Here is a 19142-nt window from a genome sequence, read left to right on the forward strand (position 1 = left end):
ACTTTCTCAATGGTTGGGCTTTTAAATATGAATTGATAATTCTTATTTTCTATCTGAGATTTCAACATAAGGACGAAGGTTTTCGCCAATGTATACTTGTCTTGGACGGCCGATAGGCTCTTTGTTATCACGCATCTCTTTCCATTGTGCAATCCATCCCGGAAGACGACCTAATGCGAACAATACAGTAAACATATCAGAATTGAATCCTAGTGCACGGTAGATTATACCTGAATAGAAGTCTACGTTTGGATATAATTTACGATCGATGAAGTATTGGTCATTCAAAGCAGCTTCTTCAAGACGCTTAGCGATATCCAAAACTGGATCTTGAACACCTAATTTCTCTAGAACGTCGTCACATGCTTTTTTGATGATCTTAGCACGCGGATCGAAGTTTTTGTAAACACGGTGACCGAATCCCATCAAACGGAAAGGATCGTTTTTGTCTTTTGCTTTCGCAAGGTATTTATCAGCATCACCACCATCTTCTTTGATTGCCTCAAGCATTTCGATTACCGCTTGGTTAGCACCGCCGTGCAGTGGACCCCAAAGGGCATTGATACCAGCGGAGATAGAAGCATACATGTTTGCATTCGATGAACCTACCATTCTTACTGTTGAGGTAGAACAGTTCTGTTCGTGGTCAGCATGTAAGATCAATAATTTATGCATCGCATCAATCACCAATGGATCGAATGTTTTGTCTTGGTTTACTTCACCAAAGATCATATTCAAGAAGTTCTCGATATAACCGAAGTTATTCTTAGGATAAACTACCGGATGACCTAATGATTTCTTTTGGATCCATGAAACGATCGTAGGCATTTTAGCCAATAGGTTGATGATCGTTTTATTTTCTTCCTCTTCTGTTTGGTTAGGGTTTAGAGACTCTGGATAGAATGATGACAATGCACCTACTAAACAGGATAATTGACCCATTGGATGAGACTTGGATGGAAAACCTGCGAAGAAGTTTTTCATGTCCTCGTGGATCATCATCTGTGCCCTGATATCAGAACGGAATTTCTCTAATACGTCTTTTGTTGGTAGCTCACCGTAAATCAATAAATAAGCTACTTCCAAGAAAGTTGATTTTTCTGCTAAATCTTCAATCGCGTATCCTCTATATCTTAAGATACCTTTTTCTCCATCTAAAAAAGTGATGGCGCTCTTTGTAGAACCTGTGTTTTTGAATCCTGGATCTAAGGTAATGTATCCAGAAGAATCTCTTAATTTTGAAATATCTAGGGCTTTCTCATTTTCAGTTCCTGTGATAACAGGCATTTCATATGTAGACCCATTTAAGTTAATAGATGCAGTTTCAGACATAATCAAATTTCTTGTATTATTTGTGTTTTATACTTTTATCGTATTCTTACAAATGTATAAAATTGATTTCTATTTTCTGATGTATAATATGAATAATTATGACACAAAACAGTCATTTTAAGACAATTTATGTGTATTAATTAGATTACTTGTCCATTCAAGCCAAATCTTTGCTCAGATAGCCCTAATTCTCCTTTTTCAACCAATTACCTGCCTTAATCCGTTCATTCCCAGCTAGCCAAGCTGATAAAATATGTTAAAATATTTTGTAGTCTACGAAAAGTTCGTAATTTAGTGATAAATACGTAGAGCAATGGAAAAACTGACCGCCCAAGAAGAAGAAGCAATGTTGTCAATCTGGCAATTAAACGGTGGATTTGTCCGCGAAATATTGGATAATTTGAAAGATAAAGAAATGCCTTATACCACTTTGGCCTCCACCATCCGAAACTTGGAAAAGAAAGGCTTTGTGAAGGCCGTTAAATACGCCAATGCAAAACGCTATGAACCTATATTGAATGCCGAGGAGTACAAGGCCAAATTCATGAATTCCTTTGTAGGCGATTATTTCAAAAACTCCTATAAAGAGATGGTTTCATTCTTTGTCAAAGAAGAGAAGCTGAGCCAAAAAGAATTGGAAGAAATCATGGAAATGATCAAGCATAATAAATCCTAAGCTCATGGAAGCTCTACTGACCTATATCATCCAAGTAAACCTGCTACTGGCGTTAATCTTTCTAGGATATCAGTTCCTTTTGAAGAACCTCACTTTTTACCGTCTTAATAGGTTTTATTTCCTCTTTGGGAGCCTCTATGCCTTTGTCTATCCATTCTTGGATATCAAGTCATGGTTTGCCAAGAGCATTACAATCCCGCAAGGGATAATCATGGAATATTTCCCAATACTAGAGGAAAGCAAGGTGGAAGCTTTTTATCTCGGTGATCTGATGGTCTATTTGGTAGCCATCGGAGGATTGGTCCTCCTGACCAAGTTGTTGATACAGCTCGGTAGCTTATTACGTATCCATTGGCATTCAAAGCCATCGCAGTGGCGCGATTTTATTTTCCGGAATGTCCTATTCCCGATTACCCCATTTTCTTTTTTCAACAAGATCTATCTGCACAAAGAACAGCACCAGGATCTGGAGCTATACGATATTTTCAAGCACGAACAGGTACATGTGAGAGGCCATCACAGCATCGATGTTCTGTGGTTTGAAATAGTGTTGTTGTGCTGTTGGTTTAATCCCTTCGTATGGTACATGCGCAAAGCCGTACGTCAAAATCTGGAATTCTTGACTGATCAACAAGTTCTGGATAAGGGTGTGGACCGACAGACCTATCAATACTCCTTGCTGAATGTCACCAAGCAGGGTGCTTCGGTCGGCATCAGCAATCAGTTTAATTTTAAAACCTTAAAAAAGCGCATTATGATGATGAACAAAAAAAGATCATCCAAACTGCAACTGGGAAAATATGTCTTCCTGTTGCCCATCTTGATCATTGCTGGAATCACCTTCACGGTAAACCAAGCTGAAGCTAAAATTGAAAGGGTGGTAGTCAAATTGAATGAAACAGACCTCAATCAACAAATCAAAGAAGTCATTATTCCGCAACCTAAAAAAGATACGACAGACCTTGATTCCATCAGGAACATAGATACCAAGGAATACGCAGACTATGTTCAAGCTGGGTCTGGTCCTAACCAAACTGGTAATCGTATTAAATCGGTCAATATTACTCGTTTGATTCATGCAGATCCGAATAAGCGTCCTTTAGTGATACTTGATGGTGAAAGAATGCCTAAGAACTTCAATATTGCGGTTGTTAATCCTAACTCTATTAAGAGTTTAGATATTCTAAAAGGTGCTGAAGGGAATAAATATGGAGAGGAAGGAAAGCATGGCGTATTTATTATTGAGACGAAAAAAGATGCTGCTGGGCAAGGAGCATCGAGCTCAAATGAGCTTAGAGGAGAATTTTTAGGAATGAGAGCGAATGCAACTATTAGTAAAGACTCCCTGCCAGTAAAAGTCATTACCAAAGTCGAATTCAAAGAAATCCCAAAAGACACAAAAATTATCATTGATGAAAAAGAGTCCACTATTGAGGAGTATAAAAAATTGTCCCCAAATGAACTGGCGAATGTTCACGTGATGAAGGGTTCCAATGGAGAGAAACCAACCATCAAGCTCACAACCTTAGAATTTGCAAGGAAAAACAATATTGGATCTACGTCTGTCCCCGGAAAACCTGCCTCCGAACCTAGAATCACCGTAAAGGGAGAACCAGGTTCAGAGCCAGCAAGAATAACTGTTAAAGGCCGAGCGATTACCGAAGCCGGAAACAATACATTTGAAGCTCAGTCAGACTCTGAGATAACGCATGTTTACATTGGCAAACCCGTTCATGGTCAAAATGGCACACCCGGAGCAGTGAGAGTTAGAGGATCATTATCTAAAGATGCACTAAAAGACAAGCTTATAGTCATCGATGGAAAAATCGCGAATAAGAAAGCTATCGACAAACTGGACTATAACGAAATTGAATACTATAACCAGCTGGATCCAAAAGGAGGCAAAGCCTTATATGGGAAAAAAGGTGAAAAGGGAGTGGTGATCATTGGGACAAAATCCAATAAATCGAAATAAAGATCTTTATTAAATTTTTATTATTTACTAAATCAAATCAGGCAAGAAAGGCAACCCTAGGGCTGCCTTTTTATTATTTCAATTCTTTAAAGATCACAGGGCTATTGCCATAGAGCGGGGTCGAGCCATCCCATTTTTCGATAAACTGCTGTTGTATGATCAATGGAGAAAGGGTTTGCTGTCTCAATTGGTTGGCCTTGGATTCCGCTTCCGCCTGAACAATCATTTTTCTGGCATCCGCTTCCACTACCTTCAGCTCATTTTCAGCTTGCTGAGCCTTCTGAATGGCCGCATTTTTAGCATTGATGGCTTGGGTGATCGATTCAGGATACTGTATCCCAGAAGTCAATTGCTCCAAGATAAAGCCTTCTCCTTGCAAAAACTTAATCATTTTATCTTGTACGCCATTTTCAAATTTCTCTCGATTACTGATAATGGAATCCGTAGAATATTTGTTGAATTCAATCCTATATACATCCTTGATGTGGTTTACCAAGGTCATGTTCAATATCTCGTCCACTGGCCTTCTATATTTTGTAAAGATCTTAGGCGAACTACCGGTCAATACCCGCAGGGATAGGGTGGGATCAACGGTAAAGACCGATCCATCCTTGGCATTCACTGTAAAGTTTTGATAATTGACGGTCTGAACATAAGTCGGAAACTCGTAGATTGATTCGGTAATAGGATTATACCAAACCCTTCCGGTTACTAAACTCACGTCCTGAACGCCTTTCTCAGAACCATAGAGTTTAACCTTGATCCCTTCATAACCGGCGTCGATTCTTTCCGTGCAAATGATCCAAACAAGCAAAGCGATAATTAGGGTTGCCCCCACAGCAATAAGATTTCTTTTCATAAATAAAATTGGTTGGTCTATTTTTTCAAGATATACATAATGAACTTATATAGTATGGCAATCAGTAAAAGTGACAAACAAACGCCCACAAATACATCCCAATCCGATGCCGCACTCAATAAATGAAATGCCTGCGTCGATCCCCAAATAAAGAAAACCAAGATGATCGGAATGGTAATAAATGGTCGTATTCTATCCATATATTATGTCTTGTAAATATGCTAATAATATACGAAAAAAATGCCTAAATCTTTAACCTAATCTGAGGCTTAACAGATTTATTTCGTGTTCAAGTTTGTCATGGTCAGCTCAATTCCGATATTAATGAAGCTGTTCACCATTTTTACGGAATGTTCAATCAGGGCAGGAAGTTCTCGTTGCTCTTCATTGTCAAATGGCCCTAAGACATAATCTACCTGTCTTCCTTTGGGGTAATTGTCGCCGATGCCAAATCTTAAACGGGCATAATGTTGTCCGCCCACCGAGCCTTCAATGGATTTCAAACCATTGTGGCCAGCTGCAGATCCCTTAGGTTTGATTCGCAAAGACCCAAATGGAATTGCCAAGTCATCAACGATAACCAAGACATTCTGGATTGGAACTTTCAGTTCTTGCATCCAATAGTTAACGGCTTTACCGCTTAGGTTCATAAAGGTGGTAGGTTTTATCACAAAAACGTTGTGACCTCTTTGCTTGTATTCGGTGTAATAGGCATGTTTCAGAGTCGACCATGTCGTACCGGCCTGGTTTGCCAGTTCGTCTGCAACCATAAAACCTATATTATGACGGGTATCAGCATACTCCCTTCCAATATTTCCTAATCCAACTATCAGATAATTCATGCCTGCAAAAATAGGATTTAATTATAACAGAATGAAAAAGAATAGTGGCTGGCCTAAAGGGGAGGTGTATGATTGAAAATTCCTTAATTGAAATATAATATCCCAATATTAATTAATTATCCTAATTATTATATTTGTATATATCTAACTATTATTAACATGAAAAATAGAATACATTTCTTCATTGTGGTATTCACCATAATGTTGGGCTGCTCTAAAGATGGAGAGCAAGGGCCAAAAGGCGATCAAGGTGATAAAGGAGAACAAGGTGATGTGGGTGCGAAAGGAGCTGATGGAACCAAGGTCCTTAGCGGAACTACAGCACCAGCAGCCAATCTTGGAAATATTGGTGATTATTATATTGACCTAGCACTTACTAATATCTATGGACCAAAAACAGCAAATTCATGGGGCAATCCTACCTCACTAAAAGGAGCGCAAGGGGAGAATGGGGAAAATGGAAAAGACGGATTGAGTTTGTTAAGTGGAAATGTAGCTCCAACCATGGACATTGGTAAAGTTGGGGATCTATATTTTAATTTATCAACCCTAACAATCCACGGACCTAAGAATCTTGATAATTGGGGTACATCATATCCCTTAGCCAGTACTCAAAATTCAGGCGTACATGTCTTCCTAATAAAAAATGTTAAGTTTTCATTACCTGCAAAAGAAGGGGAGGATTATAATCTGACCAAGCCCAATTTCTCTTATGTCAATAATGAAATTAACTTGGGAAATGTCAACATCAATAAAGGAATTAGCTTTATTTATTGGAGATACAATGATCCTATTCTTGACAATGGGGTATTCTACTCAAATTATTTCCGTTATCAATGGAATGACCTCGTAAAAAATGGGGACTATGTAAATTATGGTAGTCCCAGCATTAATTTAAAATACAGAATAGCCCCTTTTAAGGTAGGTTATAATACCGTCACTAAGAACAATTTTTTACAGGTGTTATTGGAAGGGAACGAAATCCTCTCCTCGGGACAACCAAATCCGGTTGAATTCAATGCCTTCCTTGCGAATGCCAATTTTGATATCCTTATCAAATATATTCCTGAGAGCTCTGCGGTTCAAATGCAAGCTTCTGGAAGAAATGTTCAAGAGCTCTTAAGGATAAATCCGAGGTAAGACTTTGTAGTTCAGTCAATAGAAAATACATCTTATTTAATCTAAACCTTCAGGTTAATTCCTGAAGGTTTTTTAAATGTCCAAATCCTATAAAGGGCGGTTTCAAATGGCCTTTAATCCAGCCCCAAATGTTGATTTAAAGTAAAATATTACTAGCATCACTGAAAAATGTGACCGATGGAATTTTTTTCACGGTACAAAAAAGACAATTTTGTCTTAAATACAAAACACATTATATGAAAACTACCTTTAACATTGGGACTCTTGCATTATGCTCATGCTTATTTTTAGCTTCTTGTGGTAATTCAGAACAATCTAAATCCGAATCTACCGATCACAGTTCACATGCTACCGAAGCTCCAGCGACCGAAACTCCAACTCCTACAGCTGAGCCTGAATCCACTGCTGCCGCAACTTCAAATACCATTGTGGTAGAAAGCAACGATCAAATGCAGTTCAATGTAAATGAATTACATGTCAAAGCCGGAGAGCCAATCAGCCTTACATTAAAGCACGTTGGTACAATGAAAAAAGAAGTGATGGGACATAACTTGGTTGTTTTGAAACCAGGTACTGACCTAATCAAATTCGGAGAAGAGGCAATAAAGGCACAAGCTACAGACTATGTTCCTGAATCAACAGAGGTTCTAGCTCATACCAAATTAATTGGGGGTGGCGAAGAAACCAAAATCGACTTTACCCTAGAAAGCCCAGGAACCTATGATTTTATCTGTTCATTCCCTGGACACCTTGCGGTAATGAAAGGAAAGATCATAGCCGAATAGTTTGAAACAAATTTTTGGTGGTCCCCTAGATAGGGGCCCATCTTATCATGCTAAAGCCTTTAAAGAATGAAAAGAGAGAAAAAATTATGGTGGGCCTTTATCCTAGTGGTAGTATTGTCATTTTCAGTACTGCTATACTACGGTTATGAGATCTACCAAGTTTCCCCGCCAATTCCAGAAAAAATCGTCGATGAATCTGGAGAACTTATTTTTACCGAACAAGATATTAAAGATGGACAGAATATTTGGCAAAGTATAGGAGGTCAAGAAGTAGGATCTATTTGGGGGCATGGTGCTTATGTCGCTCCAGATTGGACAGCAGATTGGCTGCACCGCGAAGCCTTACATATCCTGGATATTTATTCAAAAAACGAATTTTCTAAACCATATAATGAAATAGGCGAAGATCAACAAGCTATGTTGGCAACCCGCTTGAAATCAAAAATCAGAAAAAACACCTTCGACGCTGCTAGCAATACCATTACCATTGATGCTGATCGGGTTTCAGCCATCCAAGCGCTGTCGGAGTATTACAAGGGCTTATTTACCAATGATCCCAAATTCGACCAATTGAGAAAGGATTATGCTATTCCTGTGAATTCGATTAAAGATGAAGCAAGGATGCATAAGATGAATGCCTTTTTCTTCTGGGCTACCTGGGCGACCGTGACCGAAAGACCCGACTCCAAGGTTTCGTATACCCATAATTGGCCCAATGAGAAATTGGTCGGCAATGAAATGACCATGGACCTACTGGCTTGGTCCGGGGTAAGTATCATCTTATTGATCTTTTGTGTGGGTGCGTTGGTGTTATGGCAAGTTAGGGCAGGTGCTGAAGACGAACTGCTTTATCCTGCTGAAGATCCCTTGTTGAGACAAGGAGTGACCCCATCCATGAAATTGGTGAAGAAATACTTCTGGGTGGTCAGTCTCTTGATGCTGGTGCAGGTCGGCTTAGGGATTGTCACAGCGCACTACGGAGTGGAAGGTGATGGGCTTTATGGAATTCCTATCGATCAATTCCTTCCTTATTCTGTAACCCGTACTTGGCACACCCAATTAGCTATCTTCTGGATCGCTACAGCCTGGTTGGCTACCGGTCTCTATATAGCTCCGGCGGTTTCCGGAAAGGATCCTAAATTCCAGGTCTTTGGCGTGAACTTCCTCTTTATCGCGCTATTGATCATCGTGGTGGGTTCTATGGTGGGCCAATGGTATGGCGTGATGCAAAAACTAGATTTAGTCCAAAACTTCTGGTTTGGCCATCAAGGTTATGAATACGTGGATCTAGGAAGATTCTGGCAGATTTTCCTTTTCATTGGGCTCTTTGTATGGTTGGCATTAATGGTGAGACCATTGATCCCGATCCTGAAAAACGGAGGCGAAGAAAAGAACTTGATCGTGATGTTCCTTATTTCCTGTTCAGCCATTGCGCTTTTCTATGGTGCAGGATTGATGTGGGGCATACAGACCAATTTGGCTATCGCGGAATACTGGCGATGGTGGGTAGTGCATTTATGGGTAGAAGGATTCTTCGAAGTGTTTGCCACTGTAGTAATGGCCTTCCTGTTCGTACGATTAGGCTTATTGAAACCAAAGAGCGCAACATCCAGCGTGTTGTTCTCTACCATCATATTCTTGTCGGGCGGTATCCTAGGTACATTCCACCACTTATATTTCTCAGGAACTCCAACTGCAGTTATGGCCTTGGGTGCTACATTCAGTGCCTTGGAAGTTGTTCCATTGACCATTATCGGATTTGAAGCTTATCACAACTATAAGATTTCGAAAGCCACCAAATGGTTAGAGGATTACAAATGGCCAATCTATTTTCTGATTTCCGTAGCATTCTGGAACTTCCTTGGGGCAGGAGTATTTGGGTTTATCATCAATCCTCCAATTGCACTTTATTTTGTGCAAGGCCTGAATACAACACCTTTGCATGGTCACACTGCGTTGTTCGGAGTGTACGGGATGCTAGGAATCGGATTGATGCTCTTTGTTCTGCGCAGCTTGTACCGCGATGTCAAATGGAATGATAAACTGATCAAGGTTGGTTTCTGGAGCTTAAATATTGGATTGCTCGGAATGGCTATGTTGAGCTTATTACCTGTCGGGATCTGGCAGGCTATCGAAAGCATAGGCCAGGGGATGTGGTATGCCCGTTCTGCCGAATTGATGCAAGAACCAGGAATGGTGTTCCTAAAATGGATGCGTACGCCTGGAGATATTGTATTCGCCATCGGGGTATTTGCATGTGCCTGGTTTGTATTTGATTTAACACTTAAAAATAAAAAACAATAAAATCATGGAAAACTTAATAAATGAAAAAATCGGTAATGTAGTTGCTAAGAATTTCAAGACTGCTGCTGTATTTACCAAATATGGAATGGATTTCTGTTGTGGTGGACAAGTTGCCATTGGAACTGTTGCTGATAAAAAAGGCATCAATAAGGAAAGCCTATTGGATGACCTAAATAATGTATTGAATGAATCTGCAGGCGAGCAAATCGATTTCAATTCATGGCCTTCTGATTTATTGGTATCCTATATAGTAAAAACCCATCATAGATATGTGCGCGAAAAAACGCCAGTATTAATGGCTTATATCAATAAGGTGGCTCGAGTACATGGCGAAAGACATCCAGAACTTTATGAAATCAATAAATTGTTTGAAGAAAGCGCATTGGATCTTGGTCATCACATGGAAAAAGAAGAAAAGATTTTGTTCCCATACATTGAGAAATTAGAGGAAACCAAATCAAATCCAGCAGCCTATGTTCAACCGGGTTTTGGTTCTGTTCAGAATCCAATGAGCATGATGATCCATGAACATGAAACCGAAGGCGGACGCTTTGCGAAAATTGCCGAATTATCCGACAATTATACCGCACCCGAAGACGCATGCAATACTTACCGCGTGGCATTTGATATGCTTCGCGACTTTGAACAAGATTTGCATAAACATATACACTTAGAAAACAATATCCTATTTCCCAAATCTATCCGATTAGAGGAAAATACGAAATAAGAATTCTCCATAAATTTTGACTCAATTTTTGCGCCAGCAAAAATCCTTAAACACCGTTGAATAAATTTTTTATTGAAAAAAGAGGCTCTCCCAAAGCCTCTTTTTTTCATTATTAGCCCACATTTTCCAAGGCATGATAATCATCATCGAGTTTGTCATAAAAATGTAATGAAGGCCACTTTTTTGTATGGTTGGTGTCATTTAAAAACCCTCGGATTTCCAGTATTTTTAATTAGTAAGAAAGAGGAGAATTATTAAAAAATAATGCTGAAACATGAAAAACAAAATCACTTTATTTAGTATGCTGTTGGGGGTTGCAGTGGCATTTACCGCTTGCAAGCATTCCGCAGAAAATAAACAGATTGATACGAGCAAGATTCCAGTGAAAGGAGAGATCGTAGCTGAGCTGACTTCACCACCTTTAGTGCCAAAACCTATCGGTAAAAGAGATGCAGCAAAACTAAAAGTTAGTCTAGAAATTTTAGAGTTGGAAGGTGAAATGGTCGATGGTGTTAAATATACCTACTGGACTTTTGGAGGTTCTGTACCTGGCCAATTTATTAGAGCCAGAGTAGGGGATGAAGTTGACTTTTTACTCAAGAACCACCCTGATAATAAATTGCCGCATAATATTGACTTACATGCCGTAACAGGTCCTGGTGGTGGTGCTGAATCATCATTGGTTGCACCTGGACACGAGGTTTCATTCTCTTTTAAGTGTTTGAATCCAGGTCTTTATGTCTATCACTGTGCTACCGCTCCGGTGGGGATGCACATTGCCAATGGGATGTACGGCTTGATCTTGGTAGAACCTGAAGGCGGATTAGCGCCTGTGGATAAGGAATACTATGTGATGCAAGGTGACTTCTATACCGAAGGTTCCTATGGTGAACAAGGCTTACAAGCATTTGATATGAACAAAGCGATCAAGGAAGAAGCAGATTATGTAGTATTCAATGGTAATGTAAATGCATTGGTCAATGATAATGCACTTCAAGCCAAAGTGGGTGAAACTATCCGTCTATTTGTGGGGAATGGTGGACCGAACTTGGTGTCTTCTTTCCATGTCATCGGCGAGATCTTTGATAAGGTGCATGTAGAAGGCGGTGACCTGATCAACAATAATATACAGACTACCCTTATACCTGCGGGCGGAGCAGCCATCGTAGAGTTTAAAGTAGATGTTCCAGGTACCTTGGTGATGGTGGACCACTCCATTTTCAGAGCCTTTAACAAAGGTGCATTGGGTATGTTGAAAGTGGAAGGTGAAGAAAACCACCAAATCTATTCAGGTAAAATTATGGAAGGGATCTATCTGCCTGAAGGAGGTACCATCCAACACATGCCTAAAATGGCTAAGAAAAAACCTATTATCGCAAAAACGCCTGATCAATCCATCGCTGATGGTAAATCAGTCTTTGCAAGGACCTGTTTGGCTTGTCACCAGAGTGAAGGACAAGGGATTAAAGGGGTATTCCCTCCATTGGCAAAATCTGATTTCTTGAATAACAACAAAGAAAAAGCCATTGATGCAGTCTTGTTTGGCTTGAAAGGCGAGATTACCGTAAATGGGGAAAAATATAACTCAGTGATGCCTGGACAGTCTCTGACTGACCAAGAAGTTGCTGATGTGTTGAACTATGTGTATAACAATTGGGGAAATAATAAAACTTTCGTGACTCCTATCAATGTTAGGGATCGTCGTGCAAAATAATACAGCTTGGGGAGTGCATAGCTGTGCTCCCTAACCTTACGGAGATTAGATGATGTGGAAAATATTTAGCTACTTATTGTATTGTTTACTCAGCTGTCAAGCTTTATATGCTCAAGACATGGTCCTGATCAAAAAAGGAAACTATGTCCCCTTATATGGTACGGCGGATAAGCGACCGGTTTCAGTGAATTCATTCTATCTGGATGTGTTCCCTGTCACCAATCAAGAATACCTAGAATTTTTAAAGACGAACAAGTCCTATAGCAAATCGCAAATCAAAAAATTGTTTGCCGACAAAAGCTATTTGGCTTATTGGAAGTCTGATCTTGATTATGCTCCGGCCAAGGCTAAATCCCCAGTGACCAATGTTTCTTGGTATGCCGCTAAAAAATACTGTGAAAGTAAAGGAAAGCGATTGCCGACCATGGATGAATGGGAATATGCAGCGATGTCGGATGCGAAAACAATGGATGCCAGGACCAAGAAATCCTATAATCAATATATCCTAAGTTGGTATGAGACAGCTAAGACTTATAACAATGAAGTTGGAAGTACCTTTAAGAACTATTGGGGGGTATATGATATGCATGGATTGGTCTGGGAATGGACCTCAGATTTTAACAGTATTTTCTTGACTGGCGAGTCCAGAAAAGATAAAGGTGAAGATGGAAATCTGTTCTGTGGAGGGGCTTCCGTGAATGCCTCAGACCTGATGAATTATGCTGCTTTCATGCGTTATGCTTTTCGTGGCAGTATGAAAGCTTCTTATAGCAGTAGGAACCTAGGGTTCCGCTGTGCTAGAGATATTAAATAAAGAATGTTATGATGAAGAATTTATTATTGACCTTGTTTGCGTTAGGTCTTTTGGCTCAAGCTTGCCAAAATCCTGAAACGAGCACCCAGGTAGAGCTCAAGCAGCCTATCTTGACTGATTCTCTTTCTGACCTTTCGGTTTATAATCTTCCCTCGCATTGGACCAACCAGAATGGGGAAGAAATGGAACTGAAAGATCTAAAAGGAAATGTGGTAGTCGCGGTCATGATCTATACTTCTTGCAAGGCCGCTTGTCCAAGATTGGTTGCCGATATGCGCCATATTGAAAAAACAGTGAAATCCAAAAACAAGGACAAGATCAAATTCTTATTGGTCAGCATTGATCCCAAGGTCGATACCCCTGAAAGGCTGAAGCAATTTGCTATTGAAAATGAAATGGATAGCGAGCAATGGATATTCCTTAGATCGAATGAAGAAGATACTCGAGAGTTTGCTGCAACTTTAGCAGTGAATTATAAACAGATATCACCGATCGATTTCTCGCATTCCAATATCATCAGCTTATTCAATGCCCAAGGCGAATTGGTTTATCAACAGGAGGGTTTAGGGGTCGATTATGGTCCAACCATTGAAGCTATAGAAAAGGAAGCTTCACAGATGTAGAAACATTTAACTCTTATATATTTAGTTTGAACAAAGAAGGCATCGAAATTTCGATGCCTTCAATTTTTTTATACTGTGCTAGTAAATTATTTTTTACCACCTTTAGCAGCTTTCGCAGCTTCTTGCTCCGCTTGACGAAGAGCACGTGACATAGTAACGGAAACGATAGTATCGTCAGCGTTGTTTAATACTTTAGCATCAGTTAAAGTTACTTGACCTACGCGGAAAGATTTACCCACTTCAAGACCTTCCATAGGAACCTCGATATCTTGAGGTAAGCTGTTAGGAAGAGCTTTAACGCGAAGGTTACGTAATTTTTGAACTAATTTACCACCCATTTTAACACCTGGAGAAGTACCTACCAATTTGATTGGAATGTTCACAGAAACTTCTTTGTCATCAAATAATTGTAAGAAGTCTACGTGAGTAACTTCGTCAGTTAATGGATGGAATTGAGCTTCTTGAACGATAGCTTTTGATTTTTTGCCACCGATTTCCAATTCTACGAAGATAACTTCTGGAGTGTAAAGAACTGGTTTCAAATCAGCTGCGGATACCGAGAAATGTGTTTGTTCTTTACCACCGTAAAGAACTGCAGGGATTTTTCCCTCGTAACGCAATTCCTTAGCATCTCTTTTCCCTACGTTCTGTCTTGCAGAACCGCTAATAGCAATTGATTTCATGTTTTAATATATTAAAATTTGAGGTGCAAAGATAATCATTAAAATGGATTGCTGAAAGAATTTTTGACCCTATTGCAAAAATAAATTGCTGTTACTCTGCCAACTAAATCCCAATAATGCAGAAAGGATACTCTTTTGAAGTACCCTTTCGCTTGTTTTATTTGAATAATGGTTTATTTAACGTCGAATAAATCCGAAATAGAACCATGTTCATTGACATTCTTAATTGCGTTTGCAAATAGATCCGCAGTGGAAAGAACCTTGATTTTAGTGCATTGAGCAGCTTTCTCTGGGTTCAATTGAATGGTGTCTGTCACAATCATTTCTGATAATACAGAGTTTTCAATGGTTTCATAAGCTTTACCCGATAATACAGCATGTGTACATACCGCACGAACGGATCTTGCACCATTCTCCATAATCAAGGCAGCCGCTTTGGAAAGCGTACCTGCTGTGTCACAGATATCATCGATCAATACCACATCCTGTCCTGTAACATCACCGATAATCGACATCGACTCGATTTCATTTGCACGTTTTCTGCGTTTATCACAGATAACAACCTCAGCATTGAAGAATTTCGCAAATGTACGTGCTCTGTATGATCCACCCATATCTGGAGAAGCGATCATCAAGTTTTCCAATTTCAATGATTTGATATATGGAACGAAGATAATGGCACCATCCAAGTGATCAACTGGGATGTCAAAGAATCCTTGGATCTGAGCAGCATGCAAATCCATCGTCATGATGCGGTGTGCACCCGCAGCAGTGATTAGGTTAGCGATCATTTTTGCTCCAATTGCAACACGTGGTTTGTCCTTACGATCCTGACGTGCATACCCAAAATAAGGGACAACTACCGTGATGTAGTGCGCTGAAGCACGCTTAGCCGCATCGATCATCAACAATAACTCTAATAGATTGTCTGTGGGTTGATTGGTAGATTGAATTAAGAACACATCACTTCCACGAACGGACTCGTTGTAGAAAGGTTGAATTTCGCCGTCAGAAAACTTCGACAAAGTCATGTCTCCTAGGGGTTTTCCGTAAGATTTTGAAATCTTGTCTGCTAGTTCTAAGGTTCCTGATCCAGCAAATAATTTTACGGTGTTAAATTGCAAAGGCATGGTGAAATGATTTATTGGGGTTTTTTATATTGATATTTCGATTTCTGCAGCATTTTAAAGCTTCTTTTGAGCCTGTTAACTTTATGTAGCCGCAAAGTTAGATAAATGTTTCAGATTATAAAATATGAATGCCGATGTGTCCACATTATTGCTGCCAATTAGGCTCTCTTTTTTTATTGATGATGCATTTGTAATCAATAAATTATATCATCTTGTTTTCAATGAGTAACACCAATAGCTCACTGCTGTTTTTGACATTGAATTTCTGGAGGAGATTCTTACGGTAGGTGTCCACCGTAAATTTGCTCAAGGATAGTTCAGTTGCAATTTTACTGGTGGTTTTTCCCTTGGCCAGCAACTGGATCAATTGCTTTTCCCTTTTGGTAAGCGAGGGTAAGCTCTGCGTCTGCTTGGATTGGCTAGCCAAAATATTTTTGACCTCAGCACTCAAGGCCGTTTCTCCCTTGACGACTTGATCCAAACCCTCCATGATTTCGTGTGAAGGAACCTCTTTGAGTAGAAATCCAGATGCCCCATTTTCAAGCATCATGGAGATCACGCTATATTCCGCTTGGTTGCTTAGGCCAACGACCTTGGTCCTGGGGCTTTCTGTCTTTATTTTTTTGCAGACCTCCAGTCCATTGATATCTGGCAATGAGATATCCAACAAGACAATATCTATATGATTATCATGCAAGTAGTTTAAAATAGAAAGGCCATTAGAAAAGCAGATTAAATCATACTGCCCATTCCACTTGGACAAGACAGATTTGAGTCCTTCAATTACGATAGGGTGATCATCGACTAGTGCTAGTGTTTTCCTTCCTTCAGACATTGAGTTCAATATTAACTGTTGTCCCTTCAGAAATCGTGGAATCCATTTCAAAGATGCCCTGCATCAAGTCGATCCTTCGCCTGATATTATTAATTCCCATCCCCATGTTGTTCTTCAATATCTCTTTGTCAAATCCTTTGCCATTATCTTCAAGTACGATAAAAAACTTATTTTCTGCCTGGCTGCACTGTACCAATATCTTACTTGCCTGACCATGTCGGATACTATTGGTCAGCAATTCTTGGATGATCCGATATATATTGAGCTGTTTGTCTTTGGAGATGCTGGGTTGTATACTAAAGGAATGGTATTCCACTTGCAGATAATCGGTAGCCAAAGATGCACACAGATCTTTTAGTGCTATATCCAGTCCAGACTGGACTAGGGTGCCAGGCATTAGGTTTCTCGAAATTCCTCGGAGATCTGAAATCGAGTTTTCCAATTGCTTATTGATCTCCTTCATCAAATCCGGGCTACTGTTTGCCGGATCCATGGATAGTTTATACTTTATTGCCGAAAGTGTTCCGCCCAAACCATCATGTAATTCCTGGGCTATTCGATGTCTTTCGTTTTCCTCGGCATGCATAACTGCCTGCGCTACCTCAATTTTATTCTGCTGTTCCAGCATATTGAGCTTTATTTTCCCCGTTCGCCGGTTGTTCTGAAATACATAGATCAAGAAAAGAACTAGTAATAAGAGGATAAAGCTGCCTACCGCTATTAAACTATGTATTAACTGTTGGTTTTTGTGGATCAAGCTGATCTGCTCATTGTCGGACTTGAGCTGGTTGATCTGCCTCTCTTTCTGGGAAAGTTGCAGCCTTTTTTCCATGGCATTGATTTCCCTCCGGGAATCCTCGTTATAGACCGAGTCCCGGATCTGAAATGCCAGGTGGGCATAGCGATATGCCGAAGGATAATCATGCAGTTTTTCATAGACCTCCGCCAGTTTGGAATATCGTATTACTGTATTAATCGCAGATTTATAGGGTTCGTATTGCATCCCTTGGTAGAGGGCCTCTTTTGCGAGATTAAATTTATTGCTGCCGAAATAAGCTTTGTACAGTTGGAAGTAAAGAGCATTGATTTTATAGGTATGCGAATCAGCAACATTCTCCCTTTTTGCAGCTTCAATTGCAGGTAGCAATAATTCCTTTGCCGCTAGGAACTCCCTGGATTCATTGAGCTGATTGGATTTGACGGCAATGAAATCATAGAAAAGACTGTTTTCCCTGATTTCCATGGCGACAGGTTCTGCTCTGTCAATAAACATTTTTGCAGAGTCCAGTTTTTGTAAGAAAAGAAAATTCCGGGCGGTATTCACGAGTATTTCTAAATGGTCTGCCTGATCTACGGGTGGATGCGCCTCCATGGTCTTTAATCCTTTATGGAAATAAAAAGATGCAGTTTGGTAATCCTGGTTATTCATCAGCAGCATCCCGATTTCCCCAAGATAGAGCGCAGTCTGTCCATGATCCTGCGCTTTTCGGGACAACGGTATGCTATGTTCACTCAGGATTTCCATAAACTTCTTTGGTTCCCCCAAAAATTGATATTGAACCCCGATGTTATGCCAAGATTTCGCTTGAAAAGAAAGGCTTTCCCTGCCCTCAACTTTTTCAAAGCACTCAATGGCGTATTGATATTCCCGAATAGCGAGTTCAGAATCTAGGTAGAAATAGATCCCTGCGAAATAATGATGGTATAAACCTTTGAGGAAATTATTGTTTCGTATTAGTTTTCTCCCCGATTCTAGGTAGGATTTGGAGAGAGTCGTATCTTGGTAGAAATAATCGGAGAGCAGAAAGCTAGCTCGAGCCTTAATACTATCATTTTTTCCGTTTTTTTGGAGATTGATTAAGCTATCTACAATAGGATTTTGACTCAGCGATTGCTGCCCAAATAAGCCAATGCTGAAATGAAGAAAAAGGAATAGGTAGAAGCTTTTTTTCATGTAAGTAGCAAAAGTCAAATATGCTTATTTAACTTGCATTAAAAAATACCTAATAATAGGAGGGTATAGATCGCTATTCCATTAAAATAACCATTTATTAAGTCTTTGACCTGTCTTCATTTCAATAAATTTTGCGAAATAGCAGGTTTGTATTTAACCATATTCGAGATTCATTCGGAAATTTCGCAATATGTTCAAAAGAATATCCAATTCCTCCTCGAAGCTGTCCTAATTTAACTTCAATAGAAAGCAAGAAAGGGTTAAGGAAATTGTTATTTCGATCCAGTAGATTTCTGCAATTGGGTTCGATTTTTCTCCTAGCATTTTCTAGGCTTTTCCCGAATATGTCTCGAATGAGACTCGAATGAAAGTAAGTTGATTGTTGCTTCTTTTCGGGATCCGTTCTGAATTAAAATCCAAGGATTATGAAACGAGTGATATGCCGGAAAGGGCGAAGACCAAAGGTTTTGGAATCGCTGGATGAAGGCTAGTTCCAATATTTTTGGAGCTGACCATAAGTAGGATTCCAAAATAACCAAAAAAGGCTCGAAACATTGTTTCAAGCCTTTTTTTGAGTTGCCCAACCTGGATTCGAACCAAGACAAACGGCACCAAAAACCGTCGTACTACCATTATACTATTGGGCAAACTTTTGTGGTTTTGTCATCGGGTTGTTCCCTTTTGACGATGCAAATATACGTCGAGTTTTCTATTCTGCAAATAAAAAAGTGCGTTAATTATTAAATATA

17 protein-coding genes and 1 tRNA gene are annotated in these 19142 nt (G+C 39.7%); 9 read left to right on the forward strand and 9 right to left on the reverse strand.

What is annotated here, in order from left to right:
* Nucleotides 1–42: 42 nt before the first annotated feature.
* Nucleotides 43–1332 (reverse strand): citrate synthase, encoded by a 1290-nt coding sequence (locus tag ACK2WI_RS00420; RefSeq protein WP_093100208.1) that lies wholly within the window; start codon nucleotides 1330–1332, stop codon nucleotides 43–45.
* Between the two features lie 313 nt (nucleotides 1333–1645).
* Between ACK2WI_RS00420 and ACK2WI_RS00425 the strand changes: the two genes are divergently transcribed.
* Together ACK2WI_RS00425 and ACK2WI_RS00430 are read left to right on the forward strand one after the other, a co-directional pair.
* A complete protein-coding gene (locus tag ACK2WI_RS00425) occupies nucleotides 1646–2008 on the forward strand; it encodes a BlaI/MecI/CopY family transcriptional regulator (RefSeq protein ID WP_093100206.1) in 363 nt (120 codons plus the stop codon).
* 4 nt (nucleotides 2009–2012) lie between these two features.
* On the forward strand, nucleotides 2013–3983 hold the full coding sequence (locus ACK2WI_RS00430) for a M56 family metallopeptidase (protein WP_409149198.1): 1971 nt from the start codon (nucleotides 2013–2015) through the stop codon (nucleotides 3981–3983).
* A gap of 73 nt (nucleotides 3984–4056) precedes the next feature.
* On the opposite strand, the gene ACK2WI_RS00435 is transcribed toward ACK2WI_RS00430, so the two are convergent.
* The 3 genes from ACK2WI_RS00435 to pth form a co-directional block, all read right to left on the reverse strand.
* Entirely contained in the window at nucleotides 4057–4842 is a 786-nt protein-coding gene (locus ACK2WI_RS00435; protein ID WP_093101668.1) for an SPFH domain-containing protein, read from the reverse strand.
* A 17-nt stretch (nucleotides 4843–4859) separates the two neighbouring features.
* On the reverse strand, nucleotides 4860–5042 hold the full coding sequence (locus ACK2WI_RS00440; protein WP_409149201.1) for a hypothetical protein: 183 nt from the start codon (nucleotides 5040–5042) through the stop codon (nucleotides 4860–4862).
* A 78-nt stretch (nucleotides 5043–5120) separates the two neighbouring features.
* A complete protein-coding gene (gene pth, locus ACK2WI_RS00445; RefSeq protein WP_093101671.1) occupies nucleotides 5121–5684 on the reverse strand; it encodes an aminoacyl-tRNA hydrolase in 564 nt (187 codons plus the stop codon).
* A 159-nt stretch (nucleotides 5685–5843) separates the two neighbouring features.
* Between pth and ACK2WI_RS00450 the strand changes: the two genes are divergently transcribed.
* The 7 genes from ACK2WI_RS00450 to ACK2WI_RS00480 all read left to right on the forward strand — a co-directional run bounded on the left by ACK2WI_RS00450 (nucleotide 5844) and on the right by ACK2WI_RS00480 (nucleotide 13791).
* Nucleotides 5844–6824 carry a hypothetical protein gene (locus ACK2WI_RS00450; protein WP_409149203.1) on the forward strand — a complete coding sequence of 327 codons (981 nt, stop codon included), beginning with the start codon at nucleotides 5844–5846 and terminating at the stop codon, nucleotides 6822–6824.
* A gap of 236 nt (nucleotides 6825–7060) precedes the next feature.
* Complete coding sequence (azu, locus tag ACK2WI_RS00455) at nucleotides 7061–7609, forward strand: azurin (RefSeq protein WP_409149205.1); 549 nt, start codon at nucleotides 7061–7063, stop codon at nucleotides 7607–7609.
* A 66-nt stretch (nucleotides 7610–7675) separates the two neighbouring features.
* Nucleotides 7676–9913 carry a nitric-oxide reductase large subunit gene (locus tag ACK2WI_RS00460; RefSeq protein ID WP_409149207.1) on the forward strand — a complete coding sequence of 746 codons (2238 nt, stop codon included), beginning with the start codon at nucleotides 7676–7678 and terminating at the stop codon, nucleotides 9911–9913.
* A gap of 4 nt (nucleotides 9914–9917) precedes the next feature.
* Complete coding sequence (gene ric / locus ACK2WI_RS00465) at nucleotides 9918–10640, forward strand: iron-sulfur cluster repair di-iron protein (protein WP_409149209.1); 723 nt, start codon at nucleotides 9918–9920, stop codon at nucleotides 10638–10640.
* 274 nt (nucleotides 10641–10914) lie between these two features.
* Entirely contained in the window at nucleotides 10915–12354 is a 1440-nt protein-coding gene (nirK, locus tag ACK2WI_RS00470; RefSeq protein ID WP_093101365.1) for a copper-containing nitrite reductase, read from the forward strand.
* A gap of 49 nt (nucleotides 12355–12403) precedes the next feature.
* The gene (locus ACK2WI_RS00475; RefSeq protein WP_409149211.1) at nucleotides 12404–13168 is read left to right on the forward strand and encodes a formylglycine-generating enzyme family protein; all 765 of its coding nucleotides are present in this window, start codon (nucleotides 12404–12406) and stop codon (nucleotides 13166–13168) included.
* 8 nt (nucleotides 13169–13176) lie between these two features.
* A complete protein-coding gene (locus ACK2WI_RS00480) occupies nucleotides 13177–13791 on the forward strand; it encodes an SCO family protein (protein ID WP_197700943.1) in 615 nt (204 codons plus the stop codon).
* 86 nt (nucleotides 13792–13877) lie between these two features.
* Here ACK2WI_RS00480 and ACK2WI_RS00485 read toward each other — a convergent pair whose 3' ends face one another.
* The 5 genes from ACK2WI_RS00485 to ACK2WI_RS00505 all read right to left on the reverse strand — a co-directional run bounded on the left by ACK2WI_RS00485 (nucleotide 13878) and on the right by ACK2WI_RS00505 (nucleotide 19040).
* On the reverse strand, nucleotides 13878–14474 hold the full coding sequence (locus ACK2WI_RS00485) for a 50S ribosomal protein L25/general stress protein Ctc (RefSeq protein ID WP_312696838.1): 597 nt from the start codon (nucleotides 14472–14474) through the stop codon (nucleotides 13878–13880).
* A gap of 173 nt (nucleotides 14475–14647) precedes the next feature.
* Nucleotides 14648–15604 (reverse strand): ribose-phosphate pyrophosphokinase, encoded by a 957-nt coding sequence (locus tag ACK2WI_RS00490; RefSeq protein ID WP_093101373.1) that lies wholly within the window; start codon nucleotides 15602–15604, stop codon nucleotides 14648–14650.
* Between the two features lie 202 nt (nucleotides 15605–15806).
* The gene (locus ACK2WI_RS00495) at nucleotides 15807–16439 is read right to left on the reverse strand and encodes a response regulator transcription factor (protein WP_312696837.1); all 633 of its coding nucleotides are present in this window, start codon (nucleotides 16437–16439) and stop codon (nucleotides 15807–15809) included.
* Nucleotides 16432–18393: an ATP-binding protein gene (locus ACK2WI_RS00500; RefSeq protein ID WP_409149215.1), complete on the reverse strand. Its 1962-nt coding sequence runs from the start codon at nucleotides 18391–18393 to the stop codon at nucleotides 16432–16434. The genes ACK2WI_RS00495 and ACK2WI_RS00500 overlap by 8 nt, the downstream gene beginning before the upstream one ends.
* A 576-nt stretch (nucleotides 18394–18969) precedes the next feature.
* Nucleotides 18970–19040: transfer RNA gene (locus tag ACK2WI_RS00505), tRNA-Gln, on the reverse strand.
* Nucleotides 19041–19142: the final 102 nt, after the last annotated feature.

This window comes from Sphingobacterium sp. BS-2, from assembly GCF_046161205.1.
GTDB classification, from domain to species: Bacteria; Bacteroidota; Bacteroidia; order Sphingobacteriales; family Sphingobacteriaceae; genus Sphingobacterium; species Sphingobacterium mizutaii.